This is a genomic window from Hymenobacter metallilatus, from assembly GCF_003944705.1.
GTDB lineage: Bacteria > Bacteroidota > Bacteroidia > Cytophagales > Hymenobacteraceae > Hymenobacter > Hymenobacter metallilatus.
Map to the genome: position 1 here is coordinate 685231 of NZ_RWIS01000001.1, position 25619 is coordinate 710849.

Below are 25619 nucleotides of genomic sequence, written 5' to 3' on the forward strand. Positions count from 1 at the left end.
GGGTTCTGGCAGTAGTTATCGGTTTTTTGTTCACCTAACTTTCCAGCATTATGGCCCATCATAGCAGTGAAGCAAATCAAGAGTCGCAGGAAAAACAGGACCGTAAAGCCGACGCAGGCACTCCCAAAGCGGATGCGTTGCCGGCTGGCTCTCTGAATGAGAAAACGCAGGACGCACTGGAGCAGAACGCGCTGGATGCTGGCCTGAGCCACCCCAACCGCAACCTGCATAAGCCTGAGCTGGATAAGCCTAGCTACTAACCCGTTTTATTTCTATAAAAAGCACCTGCACAGGCAGGTGCTTTTTTGTGTTACCTACTCTGCTCTCATATGGCCCGCTTCGTCACCACCGATTTGCACGGTTGTCTGCAGTCCTTCCAGCACTTGGTGGAGCACCGGCTGCAACTGCGTCCTCAGGATACGCTGTATGTGCTGGGCGACTACTTGAACAAAGGCCCCAACTCCCGCGGGGTGCTTGACTACCTGATGCAATTGCCGCAGCGGGGTTACCAAGTTATCTGCCTGCGCGGCAACCACGACCAAGAACTCCTGGATGCTGCCCAAGGCAACACAGCCGCTACCTGGGCCTCTGCCCCCGACCGGCAACTGACGCTTGGCAGCTTCGGGGTGGAGCGCCCCCAAGATATTCCGGTGCCCTACCTGCGCTGGCTACAGGAGTTGCCCTACCAGCTGGAGGTGCCGGGCTGGGTGCTGGTGCACGCCGGCTTCAACTTTCGGCTGCCGCCCGCCGATATGCGCCAGGACTGGCACACCATGCTCAACACCAAGGAGTTTGTGTTTGACGCCTCCCGCCTGCAAGGTCGGCGGCTGGTGCACGGCCACGTGCCTACCCCAACGCAGGAGGTTGAGAAGCGTGTGAAAGCCCACGCCGGATCCATTGGACTGGACACCGGCTGCGTGTACCGCCACAACCCCAAGCTGCGCCACCTGGCCGCCCTTAACCTTGATACGGAGGAACTACTTCTACAACCCAACATCGAACCTGACTACCCAATTGGGGTGAGGGGATGAGGGGATGATGGTAGTAGGATAAAGGATATAGGATAAAGGACCTTATCTCAACGGTATCCTATGTCCTTTATCCTACTACCATCATCACTCCTGCGGCAGGGCGTTGGAGCGCAGGAGCTGACGGGCTGCATCCTGGTAGGGGTTGCGGGTATCGTTGGCAACGGCGCGCAAGGTATTGCGGGCGGCGGTAATCTGCTGGTTGCGCCAGTAGGCCATGCCTAGGTGGTAGCGGGCCCGGCCGGCCAGTGGGGAGGCAGACTGCATGGCCACCCGCCGCAAAAATGGCTGCGCGGCCCGCACCTGCTCCGGGCCGTTCTGGCTCAGCAGGAATATCCCGTTATAATATGTTAGGGTATCCTGGCCTACCGTGCTGGTTGGCACCCGGCGGAGCGTATACAAGGCTGGGGTATAGTGCCCGTCGCGGTACTGGCGCATTGCTTCGGCCAGCAGAGGGCGTTGGCTTTCCTGTATCACCTCGTCGGTCAGGCCGGCTTCGGGCACGTAGTAGCGGGTCCAGGCTACCTCGGGGCTGGTACCGGCAGGCCGCATCAAAAACCACCATACGGCTAGCAATGCCAGCAGAGCTGCCCCACCAACCAAGGCCCATTGGCGCTGCAGGCGGCGCTGGCGGCGCTTGATGCGGGCCAGCGCTTCCTGGCGCTGGTCGAGGCGCCGGTCGAGGGCCAGCAGGCGCTGGTACAGGGTTTCGTGGCCCGCCACCCAGCGCAAATCAGCCGAGAGTTGCTCGTACAGCTGGTAGGCCTGGTACAGCTCGACATCCTGTTCCAGGCGGGTTTCAAAGGCTTCTTGCTCAGCGGCCCCCATCTGGCCATCGGCAAAGCGTTCCAACTCATCGAGGTAGGGGCGCAGGTCGGGGGTGGGCAGGGTCATTGAAGCAAAGGTGCAGAAGGCGGCAGGGCACAAGGCAGAAAAACCAGTGCGGAAGAATACGGCAAGAACAAAAATTCTGGCTTCTAAGCTACACAGAAGCCGGCATAGCCCCTAGCTGGCGGCCGTTTCGGTACGCAGGCGTAACTCGTATAGTTTGCGCAGGCAGATGGATTTCTGCATTCGGGCCACATTGGCATTGGCAAAGCCCATCTTTCCGGCCATTTTCTCGAAGTTATACCCCCGGAAATAAAAATACATCAGCATCTTCTGCGAGTCCAGCCCCAGCTGCCGAAACAGCCCCAGCAGCCTTTGCCGGCGGCCGGCTTCCGCCAGGGGCAGCACGGCGGTAGTGCGGGCGGCCCGCATCTGCTCATCAGCCATGCCATATACATAGGCCCGCAAATCGGGGGGCAGCTTCGTCAGGCGTCCATCCGATACCTGGTCGTAGAACTCCACCAGCACGGTGCGCAGCAGGTCGTGGGCTTTCGGGGCCGACAGCTGGTGCTGGCGGCGGGCCCAGCGGGCAAACAGGTCACGGTTCTGCTCATAAAAGGTAATCAGAAACGACTGGTTCCCGATACGGAGGCTGGTCAGGACTTCGGCAAGCTGCTGGGGCGTGTTCATACTGGCAAGATACGAGAGAACCGCTGTTGTAGCCATTTCGGCCGGTGCGGGCCTGGGCGTAATGCTACTCAGCGCAGAAATAGCAGAAAGGCTGCCCCCACTGGGAGCAGCCTTTCCGGTTAATACGATGAACTGGTAAATTACTTAAGGAAGCGCCGCACGGTAGTTTTGCCGGCCGGGCTCGTTACTATCAGCGAATAAACGCCACTGGGCAGCTTGGCCACATCTACCGGGCCCTGGTCGAGCTTACCGGAGGCCAGGGTTTGGCCATACTCATTTACAATGCGGTAGCTGCTACCGGCCAGCTGCAGCTCCGAGGTGAGTTCCAGGCGGTCGACAGCCGGGTTCGGAAACAGCGTGAGGGTAGGCTGATCATCGGCCTGTTCTTTGGTCGTAGCTACCGCGGTAGCCATGCGGGCGGCGCCGGCTTGGGTAATGCGCACCCAGTTGAGGTTCCAGCCCCCGCTCTGGGCATAGATGCCGAAATTATAGGTCCCGGCATTGAGGGTGACGGTTTTGGACACGGTGGTCCAGCTCTGCCAGCCCCCGGTGGCCGGAATGGCCGTATTGCCGAACTGGATGGCGCCGGCGTTCAGATCCGCGGAGATGGTGCCCCCGCTGGCCCCGCTGGCTACGCGGTACTCAATGGTGTAGGTGCCGGTGGTGGGGAAGTTGATGTTGTTCCACACCAGGTAGTCGCCGGCATCCACGTAGCCCATGTTCTGGCCCCCGCCCGCATCCGAGCAGGCTTCCACCGTCATGCCGTTGTTCACGTTGGCCGCTTCGGCTTCCAACTGCCGGCTAAAAGCCGCCGCAGCGGTCCGCACGCGCAGGGACGTGGTCTTGTCGTTCCAGTTGCTGGCACCTAAAGCATTGTTTACTAGGCAGCTGTTGCCGGCACTACCCACCGTGAGGGAGGCCCCCGAGTAAGTATCGTTTTCGTAGAGCACTACCTCGTAGCCGCTGTTCACGCGCATGGAGGAAATGTCGTCGTTGAGGATGCCCCGGCTCTGCAAGGCGGCTAGGGAATAGTCGCCCACGGGCAGGGCCACGGCCGTGCCCGTGTAGTTGCAGTCCTTGTACACGGTGGCCACACCGGTACCCGTTGGCTGCCCCGCAAAACCGCCCCAGGTAGCCGTTACCTGCGTGGGCTGGGGAGTTTGCAGGGTAGCCGACTGGTCGTTTACGTCGTCATAAGCAAAGCCGTAGCTTTTGTTGTCGAAGCTCACGCCGGGCAGATGCCAGAAGCGGGCGTAGTAGTTCATAGGAGCCGCCTGGTAGTACTTGGTGGCATCGTAGAAGTTCTGCTGGCCGGGGTTGGCGGTGCTTACGTCAATTACGTGGCGGTTAATGGCCGCCGTAATCTGGGCCTGCACCACTAAGTCACAGTCTCCGTCGCCCACGCGGTTATCCAGCAGGCCTTTGCCTTCGAAGGCCATCTGGGTGGTGGGGCGGCCGTTGATGATGCCCGTGCGGCCGGCAAACGCTCCGCTCTGGCCCACCACCGTCAGCCGGTCGTTGCCATCAATGCGGCCCTTAAACACGCCCGCGTTGCCGGCGTAGAAAATCAGGTCCGTGCCTTTGTACTTGTTCCAGATGGCATCAATGTAGCTCTTGAAGTATTGCCCATAGGCCCCGGTGGGTGTGCCGTTGGTACCGTCGCCGAAAGCCGCCGTTTTGCTGGGAAAAGTGATAACGCCGGTCGTGTTGTTCACGGTGCCCTGAAACTCGGTGGGCACGTTGGCCTTGTAGCGGCTCACGATGTCGGCGGCCGTCAGCAGCTCCCCGGTTTTCTGGTACACGTTGTTGTTGCCGCGTAGCTCTAGCCCCATAGGATAGTTGAAAGCATCGACGCGGGTGGTGTTGCCGAAGAAACCATACTGGTTGTTCGTTAACTCAATGTTCTCGTGCACAATGCCCTGGTTTGGGTCGCTGGCGTTTTGCAGGTTGGGCCCGGCGTAGCCGCTGGGTGCCCCGTTGGCCCCAAAGAAATACAGGTACAGCTGCTGCCCCCGCGAGATGTACACCCGGCAGCCCGCAATGTAAGGCAGCCGGAACGTCCGGCCCGGAATGGTGCTGAGCCGGAAAAAGCAGGCCGCATACTTCGAGTTCTGTCCCGGGCCGGTGTTACCATTGATGGTAGGCCCGGTTACCGTATTATAGCTGGGGCTCATGGGCAGCACCTGGCTGTTGGTGGGGTTCACCCACACGTGGTTGCCGTTGGTATCAATGCCCACAATCCCCACCCACAGGTCGGCGTCCGGGGTGGTGGAGTTGTTGTTGATGGTAAACGGGAGGCTGGTGTTCTGGGCCCAGGCCAGCAGAGGAAGCAGGTTGCTGAGCACCAGCAGGCACCAGGCAAAAAGAGTACGGTTTTTCATGGGTAGGAATTTGGTTGAGGAAAAGAAAGATGAGCAGCTGCCGTGCCCCGGCGGGCGTTGCGGCCCGCCAATGTACTGGCCCGCACCGCTCCGCAAAGCCTCCCGATATGCGCCCGATTCACGCTCTTTCGGTTAGCCCACACTTACCCACCTGCTTACCGCACACGCCGGCCTGGGCTCTGGTTTTACTGCTGCCAACCACGCAGTACCCACGCGGCACTTAGCGCACACGCCGGCGGCGGCTATGTGCCGGCCCGATGCCTAAATTTTGCACGGAGCTCCCCGGGTTGCGGCCACGCGCAGTTTGGGCACCTTATTTCCCCGTCGGCATTTCCGCTTACCTTTGGCCATATGGAAACGCACGCCACCACCCTCACCCTCGATACCGCCGTCTTCGATCTGATTCAGAAGGAGAAAGAGCGGCAAACCCACGGCCTTGAGCTCATTGCCTCCGAGAACTACGTTTCGGAACAAGTGATGCGCGCCCAGGGCTCCATCCTCACCAACAAGTACGCCGAGGGCCTGCCTGGGAAGCGGTACTATGGGGGCTGCGAAGTGGTCGACCAGATCGAGCAGCTGGCCATCGACCGGGCCAAGCAGCTGTTTGGTGTGGAGTGGGTGAACGTGCAGCCTCACTCCGGGGCCCAGGCCAACGCCGCCGTGATGCTGGCCGTGCTCCAGCCCGGCGACAAAATTCTGGGCTTCGACCTGAGCCACGGCGGCCACCTCACCCACGGCTCCCCCGTCAACTTTTCGGGCAAGCTCTACCGGCCCAGCTTCTACGGCGTGGAGCCCGAAACCGGCCTCATCGACTGGCAGAAAGTAAAGGAAACCGCCCGCCGCGAGCAGCCTAAACTCATCATCTGCGGGGCCTCGGCCTACTCCCGCGACTGGGACTACCAGGCCCTGCGCGAAGCCGCCGACGAAGTGGGCGCTTTGCTGCTGGCCGATATTTCCCACCCCTCGGGTCTCATTGCCAAGGGCTTGCTGAACTCGCCCTTCGAGCACTGCCACATTGTAACCACCACCACCCACAAAACCCTGCGCGGCCCCCGCGGCGGCCTTATTATGCTGGGTAAAGACTTCGAAAACCCTTTCGGCCTGAAAACTCCGAAAGGCGAAATCCGGATGATGAGCAGCCTGCTCGACGGGGCCGTATTCCCCGGCACCCAGGGCGGCCCCCTGGAGCACGTCATCGGGGCCAAGGCCGTGGCGTTTGGCGAGGCCCTGAGCGACGCCTACACGGAGTACACTCACCAGGTAATCCGCAACGCCCAGGCGCTGGCCAACGGCTTCCTGGAGCGCGGCTACCAGATTATCTCGGGCGGCACCGACAACCACCTGATGTTGATTGACTTACGCAGCAAAGGCCTTACCGGCAAACTGGCCGAAAACACCCTCATCAAGGCCGACATTACCATCAACAAGAACATGGTGCCCTTCGATGATAAGTCGCCCTTCGTAACCAGCGGTATGCGCATCGGCTCGGCCGCCGTAACTACCCGTGGCCTTAAGGAAACCGATATGGCCCGTATCGTGGGCTTCATTGATGAGGTGCTGACCCATAACGCCGACGATGCCCGTATTCTGCGGGTACGCGGCGAGATTAACGAGTGGATGCAGCAGTACCCGCTCTTTTCCTAATCAATGGGTGAATGAGGGAATGTGCAGTAGAAAAGGCCCACTGCCTACATCTTGATGTAGCTGTTTTCCGTTTGTCTGCTCTGACTATTCACTTGCCGCACGCTCATCCCCTCATTCACCCATTCACGCATTCATTCATTGGAGCCAACTCAACCTGCGCTGGGCGACCAGCAGGAAATGTCGTTTATCGACCACCTGGAGGCGCTGCGCTGGCACGTTATCCGGGCCGTTATTGCCGTAGTGGTGTTTGCTACGGGTGCTTTCTTTGCCAAAGACTTTTTGTTCCACGACCTGATTCTGGGACCTTCCCGCCCTGATTTCTGGACGTATAAAATGCTGTGCAGGGCCGGTGCGGCGCTCCATGCTCAGGGCCTGTGCGTGGATAAAATTGACTTTGTGATTCAGAACCGCGAGATGAGCGGGCAGCTTTCCATGCACCTCAGCTCGGCCTTTGTGGTGGGACTGGTGCTGGGCTTTCCCTATCTGTTCTGGGAAATCTGGCGCTTTATTAAGCCGGGGCTGTATCCGCACGAGCGGGCCAACTCCCGGGGAGCCGTGTTTTTCGTGTCTATTCTGTTTGTGCTGGGTTTGCTGTTCGGCTACTACATAGCCGCACCCATGAGCATCAACTTTCTGGCGGGCTACGTGGTGGATGCCACCATCGAAAACCAGATTGACATGCAGAGCTACATCAGCACGCTCATGACCATGACTCTCTCGTGCGCCTTCGTGTTTGAGTTGCCCATGATTGTATTCTTCCTGGCCAAAGCCGGACTGATTACGCCCGAAATCATGCGCGTGTACCGCAAGCACGCCATTGTGGTCATTCTCATCATTGCCGCCATCATTACTCCGCCCGATATTTCGGCCCAGCTGATTGTGACGGTACCCATTATGCTGCTCTACGAGCTGAGCATCAATATTGCCCGCATTGTTGGGCGTAGCCGCACTGCCTCCCTCAACGCCCAGCTGGCCGATAACCAGGGAATAGCTTAACAATGTGGTGAATATGAGAAATGTGGTGGAATGTAGCCTAAGAACCGTATTCCATTGCATTTTCCACATTTGCCACATTCCACCACATTCTTCACATTAAGATGAAACTTGCCATCGGCTCCGACCACGCGGGCTTTGAGTACAAGCAGATGCTGCTGCAATGGCTGCGCGACAACGGCTACGAGGTGCAGGACTTCGGTACCCATTCGCCGGACTCGGTTGACTACCCCGACTATGTGCACCCGCTGGCCCTGGCCGTGGAACGGGGGGATTTTGAGCGGGGCATTTTACTCTGCGGCTCGGCCAACGGGGTGTGCATTACGGCCAATAAGCACCAGGGCATTCGGGCAGGCCTGGCCTGGGAGCCGGAAGTAGCCTCGTTGATTCGGCAGCACAATGATGCCAACGTGGTATGCGTTCCGGCGCGTTTCGTGGATGAAGAAACCGCCCGCGCCATCATCAGCCAGTTTCTGAATACCGCCTTTGAAGGCGGCCGCCACCAAACCCGCGTGAATAAAATCAGCTGCTAACCCTGAAGCAGGAACGTAAAGCAGCCGTAAAAGAGCAGGGGCTGTTTCGGTAGCGCTGGAAACCACGCCGTCGGAACAGTCCCTGCTCTTTTACGGCTGCTTTGCGTTACATTTTATCCAGCAGGGGGCCTACTTTGCGCAGGCCGGCCGTGGTGCAGAGGCCGCGCACGTAGGGCACACACACGTTGCGGTACACATCGGCCAGGCTGAAGTAGTCGGGCGGAAAATACTGCTCATTCACAACCAGCCCGAACAGGGCCAGCAGAATATGGGCCGTGGCACGGGCATCCAGCTCGGCGCGGAACTGCCCTTCCCGGATTCCCTCCTGCAGCAGGCGCACCAGCAGCGGCTGGGAGTAGGTAGTCAGATACTCCTGAATAAGGGCCCAGGACTCCGGATACCGCTCCCGCATTACGTGGTAATCGTGGTGGGGGGAGCGGCGCAGCTCGTGCACACTGTGGTGCAGGATGGCCAGCAGCCCTTCGGCGGGAGTAGCCAGATTGGTCAGCAGCTGATTGTGCTCCTGGCGCTGCCGGCTCAGGTTGCGCTGGGTAACGGCGTAGAGCAGCTCGGCCTTGGAGCCAAACACCTCCCGAAAAGCAGCCGGTGAAAGGTCCAGCTCTGCGGCGAGCTGTTCTTCGTGCACAAGCCCTACCCCTACCTGGCGGAATAGGGTATTGGCGCGGTCAAGTAATTGCTGGAGTACAAGTTCCTCCATGAGGATGGGCAAAAAATTAGTACTATATTCCTATCCACACGGTCCGGCGCCACCCATAACGCCGCAAAGCCTCAGAGTAGCATACCCAGTGCGAAAAAAAACAGCAGTTGCACCAGGTACACAAAGGGCACCAAGGCATTCCGCTTATCGAATTCTACCCGATTGAAGTACACCTGCAGGATGAGGCTAACTGCAAACCACCCTTTGAAGTTCAACAGCGGAATTACATCGTACTGCCAACGCCAGAAGTCGTACCGGACGGCGACGGGCTCAATACAAATATCAAGCCCAACCATGAGCAAAGCGGCTACCAGAGCCCGTAAAAAATCCGGCAGGGGCAGATAGCGCGCCAGTACCCCAGCCGAGTACGTGAGCATCAGCCAGTTTACCCCAATCAGCAAAGGCACGTCCAGCCACTTCGGCCCCAGCGTAGCCCCGTACTCATACTGCCCGAACAGCAGCCCCGTACGGATACCTACTACCTCTACCAGAAATCCTACCAGCGCCACTACCACGCAAAAGCCCCAGAAGGCAGCCGTACGGCGCGGCTGAAAGGCCAGCAGCAACCCTAGCGTGAGCAATAGGTTCAGGGGCACAAACTGCAGGTAGAAGCTGGGGTCCTGGGAAAAGGCCAGCCCCAGAAATCCGGTGGTGTGAAACAGCAGCAGAATACCCTGCGCCCAGCGCAAACGCCGCTTCTGCACATCGGGAGCAGCCGTAGCCGGCGGAGAAAGTTGTTGCGTTGGTTCAGGCATGGAGAAGGAATTAAAACTGAGACGTAGAAATTGAGAATGACTGCCCCAGCCCTTGTTCAGGACCTAACAACCTGTCATTCAAACAATTTTTACTTCTTCATTTTTAATTTTTAATTAAGTCAGAGACAATGCGGGCCGAGAGCAGGCACAGCGGAATACCGCCGCCGGGGTGTACGGATCCGCCACAAAAGTACAGCCCTGGCACCTGGTCCGAAAAATTAGGGTGGCGCAAGAAGGCGGCCAGCGGATTGTTGCTGGAACTCCCATACAACGCCCCCCCGAACGAAGACGTTCGGGCCTCGATGCCGGGAGGGTCCCATACCTGCTCGGCCCGTATTACGCCTGCCACATCGGTACCCAGCGCCTGGCTAACGCGCCTGAGCACGGCCGTGCGGGTTCGTTGCACCAGCTCGGGCCAGTTCTGGCCCTGGTTATGGGGTACGTTTACCATCACAAACCAGTTTTCGTGGCCGGGTGGGGCATCGGTGGGCGTATGGCCACTGGTGATGTTCACGTACACCGTAGGGTCGTCGGCAATGGTTTTGTCCCGAAAAATGGCCTCAAACTCGCGCCGGTAATCCTGGGAGAAGAAGATGTTGTGCACCCCCAGCTCCGGAAAGCGCCGGGCAATACCCCAGTAAAAAATCAGGGCCGACGAGGAGCGGGGCTGGCGCAGGGTGCGCTCCGGGGCAGGTTGCCGGGGGAGCAGCCGCCGGTAAGTGGGCACCACATCCATATTACTGACCACAACGGCGGCCGGATGTTCGCCCCGGGCCGTGCGCACCCCGGCTACCCGCCCCCCGGCCGTCAAGATTTCCAGTACCGGCTCCTGGTAGCGGAACTGCACGCCCAGCTCCTGGGCCAGCCGCACCAGGCTCCGGGCAATAGCATAGATACCGCCCTCGGGATAATAGGCCCCCAGCCCATGCTCCAGGTGCGGAATCAGACTGAGGGTAGCCGGGGCCTGGTAGGGGTCAGAACCGTTGTAGGTGGCAAACCGGTCGAAGAGCTGCACCAGGCGCGGGTCCTGAAAAGCAGCCGCGTGGCGCTGGTGCATGGTACTGGTGAGGCCCAGCTGAGGCAGCGCCGCCAGTGCCTTCAATACCTCGGGGCTGAGGTAGGTACGGGCTTTGTGCAGCGACTTTTGCAGAAACGTGCCCGCCGTGGCCTCGTAGGCCCGGCCGCTACGCCGCAGGAACCGGAGCACTTCGGCGGCGGGTACCTGCAGCTTTTCCTCTACCTCCCGGGCAAACCGCTCCTCATCGGCCCAGGCCGTAAGGCGGGTGCCATCGGCAAAGAAGTACTGGGTAATGGGGTCGAGGCGCTGGTAGCGGAAATAGTCCTGGGGGTTGCGGCCAGCCAGCCGGAACAGCTCATCCACCAGATGGGGCAGCGTGAATAAGGATGGCCCCCCATCGAAGCGGTAGCCACCGGGCAGCTCCAGTTGATGCATCTTGCCCCCAAACGACTCCTGGGCTTCAAATACCGTAACGCGGTGCCCCTGCACGGCTAGCCGCACGGCCGTGGCTATGCCGGCAATGCCAGCCCCGATAATAGCAGCGGGCTGGGGGGGGCTGGGGGAGGTAGAGTGCAGCACGGAGGTAAGTAGCAGGAATGAAAGACGCGCCGGGCGCGGTGCCCACGCGAAGAACGGAGTATCGGAGGCGGTAACACAAGCCGGCTTCCATAAATGTTTGCGCCGGCCCAGGTACCAGCCGAAAAAGCGTACTGCCAGAAAAATAATTACGCAAAGCCCGCACTTTTTTTACGTGTTTTTTAGCCGCCCTTTGCAGTGGCTGCTCCTGTTCCTGGGAGCCGGTCGGCTGGGCATTTTGCGTGTGCCGTAAGTGTATAAGCATACGTGTGATGTAACCCTAAAACCCTGTTTTTAGCTTATCTGCCAGCATTTATACCTTGATTTTCTAGACAACACCCCACTACATTTGGTCAGGCACCAACCCTCCGGCTCCTTGATTTTGACGGAGTCCTGCTTCCGGGCATATAGTGGTGCCTGTCCGACTGCTTACCCGCTTCCTTGCTCCCCAGGCACTGGGCGGCTTTTGCCCTATCTACCAAAACACCCACACATTTCATGGAAACTTCTACCGCTTCCCCGGGCCGCTGGCTTGGGCGTTGGGCGCGGCTTACCCTGGCCTTAGGCCTGGGCTGGGCCCTCCAACCCACCGCCGCCCAGGCCCAGTGCAACCAACTCGTCTGGCAAGATGAGTTCAACACGGCCGGCGACTTTGCCAAGTGGCAGGTGTATAATGGCGACGGCTGCAACGTGGGCAACTGCAACTTCGGCAACGCCGAGCTGCAGGTGTACCGCCCCGCCAACGCCACCGTCACGGGCGGCTTCCTGAACATTGCCACCCGCTACGAAAACTCGGTGGAAGGCGGGCGTACCTACAACTACACCTCCGCCAAGCTGCAGTCGAAGGTGCCCGCTACCGGGGGCCTCCAGACCTTCAAATACGGCCGCATTGAGGCCCGTATGAAGCTGCCTTCGGCCCAGGGCGCCTGGCCCGCGTTCTGGATGCTGGCCGACCCCGGCAACTGGCCCTACACGGGCGAGATTGACATCATGGAGGCCAAGCACAAGAACCCCAAGAGCACGGCCGGCACTATTCATTACGACGCCGGCGGCTGGCGCTTTACCGGCCGCGAGTACACCTCCACCGTGGATCTGTCCCTGGACTTCCACGTGTACGCCGTGGAGTGGGGCCCCGACCAGATTAAGTGGTTTGTGGACGGCACTCTGTTCCACACGGCTTCGCCCAAAACTACCACGGGCGGCTCCTGGCCCTTCAACGACGGCAATTTCTACATCATCCTGAACACGGCCGTGGGCGGCCCCGGCACCGGCTTCACGGGCTATACCAACCCCACGCCCGCCGACTTCCCCGTTACCACCCAGGTGGACTACGTGCGGGTGTACAAAGGCACCTACAACTACGCCGTGCTGGGCGTCGACCAGGTGCATCAGGGCGACCAGAATAAAACCTTCCGCATGGACGCCATTACCGGCGGCACCTACACGTGGTCGGTGCCCAGCGGGGCCACCATCGTGAGCGGGCAGGGCACCAACGCCATCCAGGTAAACTTCAGCAGCACCGCCGCCAGCGGCAACGTAACGGCCTCCGTGGCCGTGAGCGGCTGCGCCACGGCTACCTACTCCAAAGCCCTGACGGTAACGCCCGCCCTGCAGCCGGACCGGGTGTATGAGGACTACGAAAGCAACCGGGTTATTACGTACGGTACCGTAACGGGCACGCTCACGCAGGCCGTGAACAACCCTTCGGCGGTTATCAACACCTCGGCCAAAGTGGGCCAGTACGTGCGCAATTCTTCGGAGCAGTACGACGTGCTGTACGTGCGCAACCTGGGCATCGGCAACGCCAACGACTACGTGGCGGGCCGGCGCAAGGTGTTTATTGATGTGTACTCCACGGCTCCGGTGGGCAGCAAGGTGACCATGCAGTTTGAGAACAGCCAGGTTACTACGGCCACCAACTTCCCGGCGGGCCGGCACAGCGCCTACCGCGCCTACACTACCCGCCAGAACGCCTGGGAAACCCTGGAATTCGAGTTTGAGAAAAGCCTCGACGCGGGCACCAACATCTACTCCATCGACAACGTAGCGTTTCTGCTGCAGCCGGCCACCAACTCCGGGGCTACCTTCTACCTGGATAACCTCCTGATTAAGAAGCAGCCCGAAGCCCCGGTAGTAGCCACCGAAGTGCTGCAGAACTACGACGGCACGGCCAAGCTGACCTTCAACGCGACCAGTACTAACGGCGCCTACACGGCTCCCACGGCCAACCCCTCGGCTACCGGCGTAAATACCACCGCCAACGTGGCCCGGTACGTGCGCAACTCCACCCAGCAGTACGACGTGCTGTTTTTCGATGCCGGCGCGCCGGGCACTGTGATTCAGGACGCGGGTTTGTTTAAGAACCAGACCTACCAGCTGCAGGTGGATGTGTACACCTCGGCCCCGGTGGGCACGCCCATCAACATTACCCTGCAGAACAAGGCGGCGGCTGCGCCTACGGGCTCGTTCCCGGCCGGCCGCAACAGCACCTACCTGGCCAATACCAGCAAGCAGAACCAGTGGGAAACCCTCACGTTTGCTTTCAATACCGCCCCTGATGCGGGCACGGCTAACGTGGCCATCGACCAGCTGGCCATGCTGTTCAACAGCGGCGCCTTCACCGGCGAAACGTACTACATCGACAACATCCGGATTGCCAAGAAGGCCACCCCGACCTACTCGGCCGGCACCACCTTTGAGAACTACGACGCGGTGCGCAACCTGCCGTTGCGGAACGCCAATGGCACTTACGTAGCGGCGGCCAACAACCCTTCGGCCACCGGCATCAATACCTCCGCCAAAGTGGGTCAGTACACCCGCAACCCGGCCTCGCAGTACGATGCCCTGACCCTAGCCAGCACCCAGATCAAGGACGGCAGCGCCTACGTGGCGGGCCAGAAGGTGTTTGCCCTCGACGTGTACACCTCGGCCCCGGCCGGCACGGTGGTGTCGTGGCAGCTGGAAAGCAGTGCATCCTCCAACCCCAACAACTATCCCACGGGCCGCCACAGCATCTACCAGGCCGTGGTGAAGCAGAGCAATGCCTGGCATACGCTCACCTTCACCTACGCCAACTCGCCCGATGCCGGCACCGCGGATGCTGACGTGGACAACGTGGTGCTGCTCTTCGCCCCGAACTCCACCACCGGCACGGTATTTTACATCGATAACCTGCGCAGCCTCACCGCCAGCACGGCCCCCTCGAACGTTGCGCCCACCGTCAGCCTGACCTCGCCGACCAATGGTGCCACCTTCACGGCTCCGGCCAGCATCACCATCAATGCCAACGCCGCCGATTCGGATGGCAGCATCAGCAAAGTGGAGTTCTACCAGGGCACCACGCTGCTCGGCACCGACACCAGCAGCCCCTACAGCTACTCCTGGACGGGCGTAACGGCCGGCACCTACAGCCTCACGGCCAAAGCCACCGACAACGCCGGGGCCGTAACCACCTCCGGGGCCGTGAGCGTAACGGTGGGCTCCACACCCGCCGCCCAGACCATTCCGGGCAAGATTGAGGCCGAGAGCTTCACGGCCCAGCAGGGCACCGACAAGGAAGCCACCACCGACACCGGCGGCGGCCAGAATGTAGACTACTTCGAAACCGGCGACTGGCTGGACTACGCCGTGAACGTAACCGCCGCCGGCTCCTACACCGTGGATTTCCGGGTGGCCTCGGCCAATGGGGGCGCCACCCTGCAGCTGCGCAACAGCGCCGGCACGGTGCTGGGCAGCATCAACGTGGGCAACACCGGCGGCTGGCAGAGCTGGCAGACCATTAGCACCACCGTAACGCTGCCGGCCGGCCAGCAGACGCTGCGCCTGTTTGCCCAAACCTCCACCGGCTGCAACGTCAACTGGCTCAACTTCGCCTCGGCTACGCAAACGGGCACCAACCTGGCCTTGAACAAGCCCACCTTTACCTCGTCCACTGAAACCAGCGGTACGCCCGGCTCGGCCGCCGTGGATGGCAACACCACCAGCACCCGCTGGGCCAGCGCCTTCGCCGATCCGCAGTGGATATACGTGGATCTGGGCGCCAGCTACAACGTGAGCCGCGTGAAGCTGACCTGGGAAGCTGCCTACGGCAAAGACTACCTGGTGCAGGTTTCTGCGGATGCTACCAACTGGACGACCATTAAAACGGTAACCGGCAACAGCACCCTCACCAACGACCACACCGGCCTGACCGGCACCGGCCGCTACGTGCGGATGTACGGCACGGCCCGCGCCGTTATCAACGGAGCCAGCTACGGCTACTCCCTGTATGAGCTGGAAGTATACGGCACGGCGGCCAGCGGCGGCGGAACCGGCAGCACCGCCTGCACCGGCACCGTAGCCAACGGCGACTACAGCTACGAGGTATCGACCACCAACGGTACCGTGAGCTGGAAGTTCATTCCGCTTGGCCCCATTGCGGGCAGCAGCATGGCCCTTATCTATGTGAAAGTGGGCACCGGCGGCTATACCGGCTACAACATGACGGCCGCGGGCAGCAACTTCACCTTCGCTCAGGCCCAGGCCAGCGGGGCGGCCCTCTCGTTCTATTTCACCTACCGCGTGGGCACTACCACCGCCGAGCGTAACTCCAGTGCCACCCCGCACAGCTACACGGCCGGCGCTATCTGCACTGGCAGCCGCCCGGCTCTGACTACCACCACGGTGGCCGCACCGGAACACCAGCTCTACCCCAACCCTGCCAGCACCCACCTGACGGTGCCAGTGACCGGGGCAGGCACCATTACCATTACGGATGCTCTGGGCCGCGTGGTACTCACGCAGGCAGTAGCCGCACAGCAGCCTACGGCTACGGTGGATGTCCACACGCTCCGGCCTGGTATGTATTTCCTGCGTGTGCGCCAGGCCAGCGGCGCGGCTACGATACAGCAGTTTGCCAAGGAGTAAGGCCCACGGCCGGCCGGAGCCGCTGCAACCGCTCCGGCCGTGCCCGCTCGGCAACTCCCCGATATACGAGTGAGAAAAAGCGGAAACGGGGCGGAGTTTCTCCGCCCTGTTTTTTTCTCCCTCCCCACCCACCTGCTCTCTTTTCCTTTTAATACGAACTGCTATGATTTGCCGAAACAGGCCGGTACCGGGCCAACGCAAGGCGTCTGTTTATCTGGGGTGTATAGGGCTACTGCTTGGCGGCCTGCTGGCAACGGCCAGTCCGGCCAGCGGCCAGCGGCTCAGCCCTCTGCACGCGGCCGGCCCCAAAATTGTGAATGCCAGCGGCCAGGAGGTGGTATTGCGGGGCTACAACGTGGGCGGCTGGCTGCTGCAGGAAAGCTACATCCTCGGCACCGACACACTCAACAGCCAGTGGCGCATCAAGCAGGGCCTGCTGCGTACCATGTCGGAGGCTGAGATGGAGAAATTCTACCGCCAGTACCGGCAGCAGTTCATTACCAAAGCGGATATTGATTTTCTGGCCCGGCAGGGCTTTAATTGTGTCCGCCTGCCCCTGCACTACGACCTGTTCCTGACCCCGGCGCAGCGCCACGCCCGCACCGAAGTTATCCGGGACCCGCACAACGAATCCAAGCTGACGGCTTACGTGCAGCAGCTCAGCCAGTGGTACGATACCGGCCAGCTGTTTGCCCAGCCCCGCAGGCTGGAAGGCATCCGCTACATTAATGAGGTGGTGAAATGGTGCGCCGCCAACAACCTGTACGTGGTGCTGGACCTACACGCGGCCCCCGGCGGCCAGGGCACCGACCGGAACATCAACGACAACTTCCGGCCCCTGGACTTGTGGAAACGCCACGATGCCCAGGGCCGCCTGTTGTACCAGGACATAACCGTACGCCTCTGGGAAATGCTGGCCAGGCAGTACCGCAACGAGCCGGCCATTGCCCTGTACGACCTCATCAACGAGCCCCATAATCTGAACGCAGCCAATGGCCTGTCGGCTGATAATCAGGAGCTCAATACCCTGTACTCCCGGCTGATTGATGCTGTACGGGCTCAGAACGACCAACACCTGATTCTGCTGGAAGGCAACGGCTACGGCAACGAGTACACCAACCTCACACCCGATAAGCTGAGGGTGAAGAGCACGGCCAACCTGGCCTACAATGCCCACCGCTACTGGTGCCCCAACACGGCGGAAGCTTCCGACCCCAACCCCAATCAGATTAACCTGCTGAGCAACCTCACGGCCTTCCGCGACACGTGGCAGGTGCCGGTGTGGGTAGGCGAAACCGGCGAAAACTCCAACGAGTGGTTTGCCGCCGCCGTGCAGGGCCTCAATGAGCGGGGCATTGGCTGGGGCCACTGGAACATCAAGCGCGTCGATTCGGGGGCGGGCCTGCTGCGGATAGCTCCGTACGGTAGCCTGCTCACCCCGGAAGGCCGGACAACCTTGCTGCGCAATGCTCAGTTTGCCCGCTGCCAGATAAACCGCGACGTAGTGGCAGCCCTCACCCAACCTGCGGCCCGTCAGCCCTTCACCCCGCTTACCATCCCTGGCACCATTGCTGCCACCGACTACGACCTGGGCCGCGACGGGGTAGCCTACCACGACGACTTTTCGGCCCGCACCGACTACCGGGACTACACTCCCCACAACCAGGGCGGGGCTTACCGCAACGACGGCGTGGACATTGCCCGCTGCCCCGACATGCCCAATGGCTTTGCCGTGCAACAACTGACGGCCGGTGAGTGGCTTACCTACACCGTTACAGTAGCAACACCCGGCGTTTACCGGGTTGAGCTGCGCGTGCAGCCTGGTACCGAAACCGGGCGACTTAGTCTGCAAATGGGTCCGACCAGCATGGGTACCGCCGTTGTGCCTCCCGGCTCCGACTGGACTACCGTTGCCCTCACTACGGCCGCCCTGCCGGCGGGCCAACATACCCTGCGGCTGCGGGTGGAGGCGCCGGTAAATCAGTTGGGTTGGCTGCGGTTTGCCCCGGTAAATTCGGTGGCCGGGCCGGGTGAGTAATTAAACACTGCCAGGTTTTCGTACCTTGAAGTCACCATGAAGCTCGTAAATTCCCACCTCCCAGCGCGTCGGGCTGCCTGGTTTTCTTTCCTGACGCTAAGTAGCTTTCTGTTTCTGACCCTAGTATGCAGCCAGCCCACCAGTGCGGGCCCTGCCGATACCCTGCGGGTGAACCCCGCGCTGGAAGAGTTGTTTGTCGACCCCGCCTTCTATAGCGTACTGGAGGACCCTACCGGCCGGCTCACCCTCGACGACGTGCGGCAGCCGGCCCGCTACCGGCAGTTCCAGGCCGGTAACCGGTTGCCCACCACTACTATGGAGCACCCCGGCGCGGCCTATTGGCTGCGGCTTGTTATCCGGGCGGAGGGCCAGCTCAGCCAGCACTGGTACTTGGAAATGTTCGACTCCCACCTGAACAGCGTGGCCTTCTTTCCGGCCGATGGGGCGGCCCCTACCATCACCGGCTCCGACCTGCCTCTGCTCACGCGCAAGTTTCCGTACAAGAACTTCCTGTTCCGGCTGCCGCTGCAGGCAGACCAAACCCAGACCTACTACCTGCGGCTGGTTTCCAGCTCCAAAACCACCTTTCTGAGCCGCCTGCGCACCGAGCAGCCTTTGGCCATCCACTTCCAGACGGAGTATGGCCTGCTGGGCGGATTTTATGGTGTGTTGCTCATTATGGTAGTGTATAACCTCTGCCTCTACCTCTTTATCGGGGAGCAAACCTACCTGCGTTACGTGCTGTACGTGCTCAGCTGCAGCCTCGTGTTTCTGTCGGAGGATGGGCTGGGCTTTCAGTACCTGTGGCCGGAGTACCCAGCCCTGAATGAGCTTATTGTGGCTGGCTCCCCCATTCTGTTGCTGCTCACGTTCAGCTACTACGCCCGCCAGTTTCTGGATATGCCCCAGCGCCTGCCGCACTTTGACCGGTGGGTGCGTGGCATCGTGTTTATGAGTGTAGTTGGTTTGGTGATTGATGCGGTTTGGCTGCACTCGGGCTGGGGGTTTTGGTTTTACCTGCTGCCCTACGGCCTCATTTACTACGCGGCGGTGCGGGTATGGCAGCGTGGCCAGCGCACGGCCCGCTTTTTCCTGCTGGCCCACGCCCTGGTGGCCATCAGCGTCGGGTTTCTGATTTTGCGCAAGCTGGGCATCAGCACCTTCACCAATACGGCCACGGTGTATAGCATGAACGTGGCCTTTGTGATTGAGGTGGTGGTGCTGTCCTATGCCCTGGGTGAGAAAATCAAAGCCATTAAGGATGCCACCATCCGGGCCCAGGACAAGCTGGTGAAGCAGTTGCGCAAGAAACATTTGGTGCAGGGCCAGCTGGTCGACCAGCTTCAGCGCAACCAGGAGCTCAAGGACCAGCTGAACACCGAGCTGGAAGGCCTGGTAGCCCAGCGCACCGACGAGTTGCGCCAGCAGAGCGACACCATTGCGGCCCAGAACCGGGAGCTGCTCCAGGCCAACGGCTTGCTGGCCCTGCAGTCGGCGGCCATTGAGAAGCTGAACACGGAGCTACAGCGCGACCTGCAGGAAGTGAAGACGGCCCGTGTGCTCTCCAAGGAAGTGGACTTTGGCGAGTTCAGCCAGATTTACCCCGACAAGGATGCTTGCCTGTCCTACCTGGCCAACCTGAAATGGGCCGAGGGCTACCAGTGCCGCAAATGCGGGCACGAGAAATACTGCGACGGGCGGGAGCCCCACTCCCGGCGCTGCACCAAGTGCCGCTACGTAGAGTCAGCCACCGCCTACACACTACTGCAAAAGTGTAAGTTCTCCATTATCAAGGCTTTCTACGCCGTTTTTCTGATTTACACCCACAAGGGCAACTACTCCTCCCAGGAGCTTTCCCGCCTGCTCGACCTGCGCCAGGGCACCTGCTGGAGCTTCAGCCAGAAGGTGCTGGAAGCCATGCGCCGCCGCCGCCACGCCCCCGACTTCGACGAAAACGAAGGCTGGACCCACGTGCTGCTGGATGCTACCAGCACGGAGCCGGAAGAAAGTGTGGCCACTGAAACCATGGTACAGGAATAGCTCCTTAACGAGCCACAATTACACCGGGCGTTAACTCAGAGCAGCAGCTTTTGCTGTTGCTCTGAGTTGACGCTTTTTTTGCAGGCGCCCGGATTCGCCGGCTCTTACCTGCCCATGTATCCAGCCGGCCGGACCGACGTGTGCAGTAAAAAAATCCGGCATGTTCGCCTTCCATACTATTTCAGTAGGTAAGTGCACACTTAGTGAGAAATATGTGTAGAAAAACTTGTCCTTAACAGGTGTTTTTTTGATTGTTTTTTACGTGGTGCCCTACTTCCGAAGGAATGCCCATTGCAGAGTTTTGAGGGCGTAAGTATTGTTTTTTGCGTGTGCGGTAAGTGTATAAACCACTTGTGAAGTAACCTCGAAAACCGCCTTTCTGGCTAAATCAGGCGGTTTTTTCTATTGCTTTTCCGAAACAAGCCCCGATATATTTGGGCGTTTTATTCCCCTGCCGTCAACTCTGTGCATGCAGCTGGCAGGTTGGCGCGGTTTAGTCATTCCTATCCGCAGCCTGTTTCACGCTCCCGAATGGGGTTACCTCCTGCCTCTGTTTTGTGCAGCTACCTCCCCCCGTTTGGTTTGCTTGCCCAGCCTTATTACATGGGCGCTTCTGTTTGCTAACACCCCGACCGCCCGGCCACCCCAAGGCTGGGCAATAGTACCCTCCGGTTTTTTACCTGCTTTACCTTCCCTCAATTCCCACACATCAATGAACCAACACCTCTACACTCAGGCACTCCGCCGGGCAATGTGGCTGGCGGCACTCGGGTTGCCGGCGCTGCCTACAGTGGCGGCTGCTCCCGTCAGCTCCCCGGCCGCGGCTACCCGCTTGGCCGTGCTGGCCGACGTGCCGGTATCGGGCCGGGTTACCCAGGAAAACGGCGACCCGCTGCCTGGCGTAACCATTATTGTGAAGGGCACCAGCCTGGGCACTACCACCAACTCCGACGGGAGCTTTACTCTGAACGTACCCGAAAACTCTACGCTGATTATCAGCTACGTAGGGTTTGCCCGCCGCGAAATTCCGGTAACTGGTGCCACCAGCAACCTGGCCATTACGCTCACCGAGGATACCCGGGCACTGAGTGAAGTGGTGGTGGTAGGCTACGGTACCCAAGAGCGCGGCAGCGTAACGGGGGCCGTATCGTCGGTGTCGGCGCGGGAAATTGCCTCCCAGCCCGTAGCCGATGCTACCCAGGCCCTGCAGGGCCGGGCGGCCGGCGTTACGGTAACCTCCAACGGCGGAGCCCCGGGCGGGGCGGCCGGCACCTCCATTCGGGTGCGGGGCATCACCTCGGCCGGCAACAACAACCCGCTGTATGTAGTGGATGGCTTCCCCTTGCCCGAAGGCGGTGAGAACCAGCTGAATGCCATCAGCCCCAACGACATCGAAACCATTGATATTCTGAAGGACGCCTCGGCCACGGCTATTTACGGGGTGCGGGCAGCCAACGGGGTAGTCATCATCACCACCAAGCGGGGCAAGGCCGGGGTTTCAACCATCAACCTTGATGCCTACCGCGGGGTGCAGCAAGTGTGGCGCAAGCTGCCGCTGCTGAACGCCGAGGAGTACGCCGTTATCAACAACGAGAACCGCATTGCCGCCGGCCAGCCCATTGTGGTGGACCGGCTGCGCAACCCCCAGGCCCTGGGCGAAGGCACCGACTGGCAGGACGAGGTATTCCGCCGCGCCGCCATTCAGAACTACTCCCTCTCGGCTACGGGCGGCTCCGATAAGGCCCGCTTTGCCGTATCGGGCAGCTACTTCCAGCAGGATGGCACCATTGTAGGCTCCAACTTTGAGCGGTTTACGCTGCGGGCCAACGGCGACGTGCAGGTGAATAAGGTGCTGAAGCTGGGCAACAGCATTTCGCTCACTCACCTGGAAGACCGCCAGATTACCAGCAACAGCGGGGAATACGGCACCGTGCAGCAGACGCTGCGTATTCCGGCCATTATTCCGGTATACCGCCCCGACGGTTTTTACTATGAACCCCGCGGCGCCCAGGACAACTTCATTGAGGAAAACCCCATTGCGGCCGCGACGCTTAACAACCAGAAGTTTGTCCGGAACCGCGCCCTTACCACCATTTTCGCTGAGTTAGAGCCGGTGAAGGGCCTGCGCCTGCGCACCAACATCGGGGCCGACTTCATCTTCGACAACTTCAACTCGTTCCGGCCCACGGTGCCGGAGCTGCGGGTGGGCTCGGAGGTGTATAGCACCCGCTACAACCTGGCCGGGGCCTCGGCTACCTCCTCGTACGCGCCCAGCTACCTGGTAGAAAACACCGCCACCTACGACCACCTGTTTGCCGATAAGCATCAGGTAACGGTGCTGGTGGGGCAGTCGGCGCAGTGGTTCAACTACAGCAACGTGGAGGCTTACCGCACCGGCTACCTGCGCAACGACCTGCAGGTTATCAACACCGGACCGCTGAATACCTCCCTGGCCAACGCGGGCATCATCAACCCCACTGCCCATCTGGCCAGCTACTTTGCCCGCTTTAACTATGAGTTTGCCGGTAAGTATCTGTTCCAGGCCATTGCCCGCTACGACGGCTCGGGAGCCTTCATTCCGGGCGACCAGTTTGGTTTCTTCCCGGGCGTATCGGCGGGCTGGCGCATTTCGGAGGAAGATTTCCTGAAAGGCAACAGCGTCATCAGCAACCTGAAGCTGCGCGCGGGTTACGGCAAAGTGGGTAACCCCAACAACGCCGGCCGCTTTGCCTACCTCTACGCCATTAACTCCCAGATTTCCTACCCCTTCGGGCCGAACGGCACCATCCAGACCGGGGCCGCACCTACCCGCCTGGCCAACCCCGACCTGCGCTGGGAAACCAACAACCAAACCAACATTGGGGTGGACCTGGGCTTCCTGGACAACCGCTTCGAGGCTACCGTGGATGTGTACGACCGGACCTCGCCCAACCTGATTGCGCCGGTACCGGTGTCGTTGGTGTCGGGCACGTATGAGAGCGTAAACCGCAACGCCGCCAACGCCTACAACCGGGGCCTCGACTTCTCCTTCACCTCCCATAACGTGCAGGGCAGCGGCGGAGCCCTGAACTGGACCACTACCCTGAACTTCTCCACCTTCAAAACCAAGCTGGAGTCGTTGGGAGTAGGGCAGCCCTACGACGGCCTGGGGGCGCTGAGCGGCGTAATTGTGCGCTACGATAAAGGCCAGCCCTTCGGCTCGTTCTACGGCTATGTGGCCGATGGCCTGTTCCAGACGCCGGAGGATGTGAAAAACCACGCCACCCAGAACGGGGCCGCCCCCGGCGACCTTCGCTTCAAGGACCTGAACAACGACGGCGTGATTAACGCCTCGGACCGTACGTTCATTGGCAACCCCAACCCCGATTTTACCTACGGCATCAACAACACGCTTACGTTCGGGGGCTTCGATCTGAATATGTTTATTCAGGGCTCTCAGGGCAACGACATTTACAACCAGAACCGCTACATTCTGGAAAGCGCGCTGTATGGCAACAGCAGCGGCAGCAAGCGGGTACTGGGCCGCTGGACGGGCCCCGGCACCAGCAACGATGTGCCCCGGGCCATTGCCGGTGACCCGAACACCAACCTGCGGGTAAGCAGCTACTTCCTGGAGGACGGCTCCTACCTGCGCATCAAAACCCTCACGCTGGGCTACTCGCTGCCTACTTCCGTGATGAGCCGCATTGCGGCCAAGCAGGTGCGGCTGTACGTAACGGCCCAGAACCTGCTGACCCTGACCAAGTACACCGGCTTCGACCCCGAAGTGGGCTCCCGGGGCGTGGACCTGGGTATCTATCCGCAGGCGCGGGTGTTCCTGGCAGGCCTCAACATCGGTTTCTAGCGCTTAGGCCAGGGGGCCGGGGCAGGTACATCAAGCACTGCTCCGGCCACCAGGCTACCACCAAAATTCCCTAACAGTTTCTGACGATGAGCTTCATCACAAAATATACCAGCGCCACCCTACTTACGCTGGGCCTGCTGACCGGCTGCGGGAAGGAATTCCTCTCGGAAGAGCCCACGGACCAGGTAACGGACGCCAACTTCTATAAAACCACCACCGACGCCATTCAGGCCACCAACGCTATTTACAGCGAGTTGGGCAAAGGCGGCCAGTATAACTACGCCCTGTGGGGCATCGGCGACATTGGCTCGGACATTTCGACTACCGGTGGCGGCGGCGGCGGCGACGGAATTGAGCAGCAGCAGCTCGATTTCTTCAACATCCCCACCACCAACCCCATTGTCAGCCGCTTGTGGGGGGGCTGCTTTATCGGCATCGGGCGGGCCAACATTGTGCTCCAGAAGGTACCGGCCATGAGCATTGATGCCGCCATTCAGAAGCGCTGCATCGGCGAGGCTCAGTTTCTGCGGGCTAAGTACTACTTCGATCTGGTGCGGGCCTACGGCGACGTGCCGCTGCTGACCAAGCCGCCCGTAACCCTGGAGGATGTGAACGTGCAGCGCACCCCGGCCGCCCAGGTGTACACCCAGATTGTGCAGGACCTGACCGATGCCATCGGCAACCTGCCGGCCTCCTACAGCGGCGACGACATCGGGCGGGCCACCAAGTGGTCGGCCACGGCCCTGCTGGCCAAGGTGTACCTGACCCAGGGCAATATGACCGGGGCCGCCACCCGGGCCAAGGAGGTAATTGCCGGCAGCGGCAAAAGCCTCTGGGACAACTACGGCGACAACTTCACGGTGGGCAACGAGAACGGCAAGGAGTCGTTGTTTGAGGTGCAGTACGTGGCCGGCCGCAACCAGTACACCTTTGATGGGCTGGGTTTCGTGGGCAACGAGTTTTTCGGGCCCCGCGGCCAGGGCATTGTGCCCCAGGGCGGCTACGGCTTCAACATTCCGGAGGCCGACTTCGTGGCCGGCTACGAAACCGGCGACCGGCGCCGCGACGTGACCATCTGGAAGCCCGGCGACAAGTACCCCGATGGCCGCGTGCAGCCCAACTCCCTGCCCGGCTCGCCCAACGGCTACGGCTGCAAAAAGTGGTTTGTGGGTAAGGTGAACACCAACATCTGGGACTCAGAGCTGAACATTCCGGTGCTGCGCCTGGCCGAGATGTACCTGATTCAGGCCGAAGCGGAAGGCCCCACGGCCTCGGGCCTGGAGGCCATCAACAAAGTGCGCCGCCGCGCCTTCGGGGAGCCCATCAACACGCCCGGTGCCCACGAAATTGCGGCCGGCATCAGCGCCGATGCGTTTAAGCGGGCCGTGTGGCGGGAGCGGAAATACGAGCTGGCCTTCGAAAACGACCGGTGGTTTGATATGAAGCGCACCGGTGAGCTGCTCACCTCGCCCCAGCTCATTGCCAAAGGCGTGAAGCCCTTTAACGTGGTGCTGCCCGTGCCTCAGTCGGAGCGCGACGTAAACCGGGGCCTGAGCCAGAACACGGGGTACTAGGGTGATGAGGTGATGAGGCATTGACGTGAACCGTCATGTTTCATCACCTCACCC

The 25619-nt window shown here is 60.7% G+C and carries 16 protein-coding genes; 10 read left to right on the plus strand and 6 right to left on the minus strand.

Annotation, left to right across the window (positions count from 1 at the left end):
• Positions 1-50: 50 nt before the first annotated feature.
• Both EI290_RS02765 and EI290_RS02770 read left to right on the plus strand, forming a co-directional pair.
• Complete coding sequence (locus EI290_RS02765) at positions 51-260, plus strand: hypothetical protein (RefSeq protein ID WP_125426479.1); 210 nt, start codon at positions 51-53, stop codon at positions 258-260.
• Between the two features lie 69 nt (positions 261-329).
• Positions 330-1031, plus strand: a complete 702-nt coding sequence (locus tag EI290_RS02770) for a metallophosphoesterase family protein (protein WP_125426481.1) — start codon at positions 330-332, stop codon at positions 1029-1031.
• An 84-nt stretch (positions 1032-1115) separates the two neighbouring features.
• On the opposite strand, the gene EI290_RS02775 is transcribed toward EI290_RS02770, so the two are convergent.
• From EI290_RS02775 to EI290_RS02785, 3 genes are all read right to left on the minus strand, one after another.
• Positions 1116-1922, minus strand: coding sequence for a hypothetical protein (locus EI290_RS02775; RefSeq protein ID WP_125426483.1), 807 nt, complete (start codon positions 1920-1922; stop codon positions 1116-1118).
• 111 nt (positions 1923-2033) lie between these two features.
• Positions 2034-2546, minus strand: coding sequence for a hypothetical protein (locus EI290_RS02780; RefSeq protein ID WP_125426485.1), 513 nt, complete (start codon positions 2544-2546; stop codon positions 2034-2036).
• A 140-nt stretch (positions 2547-2686) separates the two neighbouring features.
• Positions 2687-4927: a beta-1,3-glucanase family protein gene (locus EI290_RS02785; protein WP_125426487.1), complete on the minus strand. Its 2241-nt coding sequence runs from the start codon at positions 4925-4927 to the stop codon at positions 2687-2689.
• Between the two features lie 351 nt (positions 4928-5278).
• On the opposite strand from EI290_RS02785, the gene EI290_RS02790 reads away from it, so the two are divergent.
• From EI290_RS02790 to rpiB, 3 genes are all read left to right on the plus strand, one after another.
• Positions 5279-6571, plus strand: coding sequence for a serine hydroxymethyltransferase (locus EI290_RS02790; RefSeq protein WP_125426489.1), 1293 nt, complete (start codon positions 5279-5281; stop codon positions 6569-6571).
• 138 nt (positions 6572-6709) lie between these two features.
• Positions 6710-7567, plus strand: coding sequence for a twin-arginine translocase subunit TatC (gene tatC, locus EI290_RS02795; RefSeq protein ID WP_317127454.1), 858 nt, complete (start codon positions 6710-6712; stop codon positions 7565-7567).
• Positions 7568-7668: 101 nt separating this feature from the next.
• A complete protein-coding gene (gene rpiB / locus EI290_RS02800) occupies positions 7669-8097 on the plus strand; it encodes a ribose 5-phosphate isomerase B (protein ID WP_125426491.1) in 429 nt (142 codons plus the stop codon).
• 106 nt (positions 8098-8203) lie between these two features.
• On the opposite strand, the gene EI290_RS02805 is transcribed toward rpiB, so the two are convergent.
• The 3 genes from EI290_RS02805 to crtD form a co-directional block, all read right to left on the minus strand.
• Positions 8204-8815, minus strand: a complete 612-nt coding sequence (locus tag EI290_RS02805; RefSeq protein ID WP_125426493.1) for a TetR/AcrR family transcriptional regulator — start codon at positions 8813-8815, stop codon at positions 8204-8206.
• Positions 8816-8886: 71 nt separating this feature from the next.
• Positions 8887-9570 carry a carotenoid biosynthesis protein gene (locus EI290_RS02810; RefSeq protein ID WP_125426495.1) on the minus strand — a complete coding sequence of 228 codons (684 nt, stop codon included), beginning with the start codon at positions 9568-9570 and terminating at the stop codon, positions 8887-8889.
• Between the two features lie 103 nt (positions 9571-9673).
• On the minus strand, positions 9674-11167 hold the full coding sequence (crtD, locus tag EI290_RS02815) for a 1-hydroxycarotenoid 3,4-desaturase CrtD (RefSeq protein WP_246008830.1): 1494 nt from the start codon (positions 11165-11167) through the stop codon (positions 9674-9676).
• 495 nt (positions 11168-11662) lie between these two features.
• Between crtD and EI290_RS02820 the strand changes: the two genes are divergently transcribed.
• The 5 genes from EI290_RS02820 (at position 11663) to EI290_RS02840 (ending at position 25565) form a co-directional block, all read left to right on the plus strand.
• Complete coding sequence (locus tag EI290_RS02820; protein ID WP_125426497.1) at positions 11663-16069, plus strand: carbohydrate-binding protein; 4407 nt, start codon at positions 11663-11665, stop codon at positions 16067-16069.
• Positions 16070-16232: 163 nt separating this feature from the next.
• Entirely contained in the window at positions 16233-18107 is a 1875-nt protein-coding gene (locus tag EI290_RS02825) for a cellulase family glycosylhydrolase (protein ID WP_125426499.1), read from the plus strand.
• Positions 18108-18143: 36 nt separating this feature from the next.
• Positions 18144-20147: a 7TM diverse intracellular signaling domain-containing protein gene (locus tag EI290_RS02830; protein WP_125426501.1), complete on the plus strand. Its 2004-nt coding sequence runs from the start codon at positions 18144-18146 to the stop codon at positions 20145-20147.
• A gap of 712 nt (positions 20148-20859) precedes the next feature.
• A complete protein-coding gene (locus EI290_RS02835) occupies positions 20860-23991 on the plus strand; it encodes a SusC/RagA family TonB-linked outer membrane protein (protein ID WP_185816819.1) in 3132 nt (1043 codons plus the stop codon).
• 86 nt (positions 23992-24077) lie between these two features.
• Positions 24078-25565, plus strand: a complete 1488-nt coding sequence (locus EI290_RS02840) for a RagB/SusD family nutrient uptake outer membrane protein (protein ID WP_125426504.1) — start codon at positions 24078-24080, stop codon at positions 25563-25565.
• Positions 25566-25619: the final 54 nt, after the last annotated feature.

Bases quoted from the DNA above. Each gene is read 5' to 3' on its own strand.
- EI290_RS02765 (WP_125426479.1), top strand. From the start codon at position 51: ATGGCCCATCATAGCAGTGAAGCAAATCAAGAGTCGCAGGAAAAACAG.
- EI290_RS02770 (WP_125426481.1), top strand. From the start codon at position 330: ATGGCCCGCTTCGTCACCACCGATTTGCACGGTTGTCTGCAGTCCTTC.
- EI290_RS02775 (WP_125426483.1), bottom strand. From the start codon at position 1,922: ATGACCCTGCCCACCCCCGACCTGCGCCCCTACCTCGATGAGTTGGAA.
- EI290_RS02780 (WP_125426485.1), bottom strand. From the start codon at position 2,546: ATGAACACGCCCCAGCAGCTTGCCGAAGTCCTGACCAGCCTCCGTATC.
- EI290_RS02785 (WP_125426487.1), bottom strand. From the start codon at position 4,927: ATGAAAAACCGTACTCTTTTTGCCTGGTGCCTGCTGGTGCTCAGCAAC.
- EI290_RS02790 (WP_125426489.1), top strand. From the start codon at position 5,279: ATGGAAACGCACGCCACCACCCTCACCCTCGATACCGCCGTCTTCGAT.
- rpiB (WP_125426491.1), top strand. From the start codon at position 7,669: ATGAAACTTGCCATCGGCTCCGACCACGCGGGCTTTGAGTACAAGCAG.
- EI290_RS02805 (WP_125426493.1), bottom strand. From the start codon at position 8,815: ATGGAGGAACTTGTACTCCAGCAATTACTTGACCGCGCCAATACCCTA.
- EI290_RS02810 (WP_125426495.1), bottom strand. From the start codon at position 9,570: ATGCCTGAACCAACGCAACAACTTTCTCCGCCGGCTACGGCTGCTCCC.
- EI290_RS02820 (WP_125426497.1), top strand. From the start codon at position 11,663: ATGGAAACTTCTACCGCTTCCCCGGGCCGCTGGCTTGGGCGTTGGGCG.
- EI290_RS02825 (WP_125426499.1), top strand. From the start codon at position 16,233: ATGATTTGCCGAAACAGGCCGGTACCGGGCCAACGCAAGGCGTCTGTT.
- EI290_RS02830 (WP_125426501.1), top strand. From the start codon at position 18,144: ATGAAGCTCGTAAATTCCCACCTCCCAGCGCGTCGGGCTGCCTGGTTT.
- EI290_RS02835 (WP_185816819.1), top strand. From the start codon at position 20,860: ATGAACCAACACCTCTACACTCAGGCACTCCGCCGGGCAATGTGGCTG.
- EI290_RS02840 (WP_125426504.1), top strand. From the start codon at position 24,078: ATGAGCTTCATCACAAAATATACCAGCGCCACCCTACTTACGCTGGGC.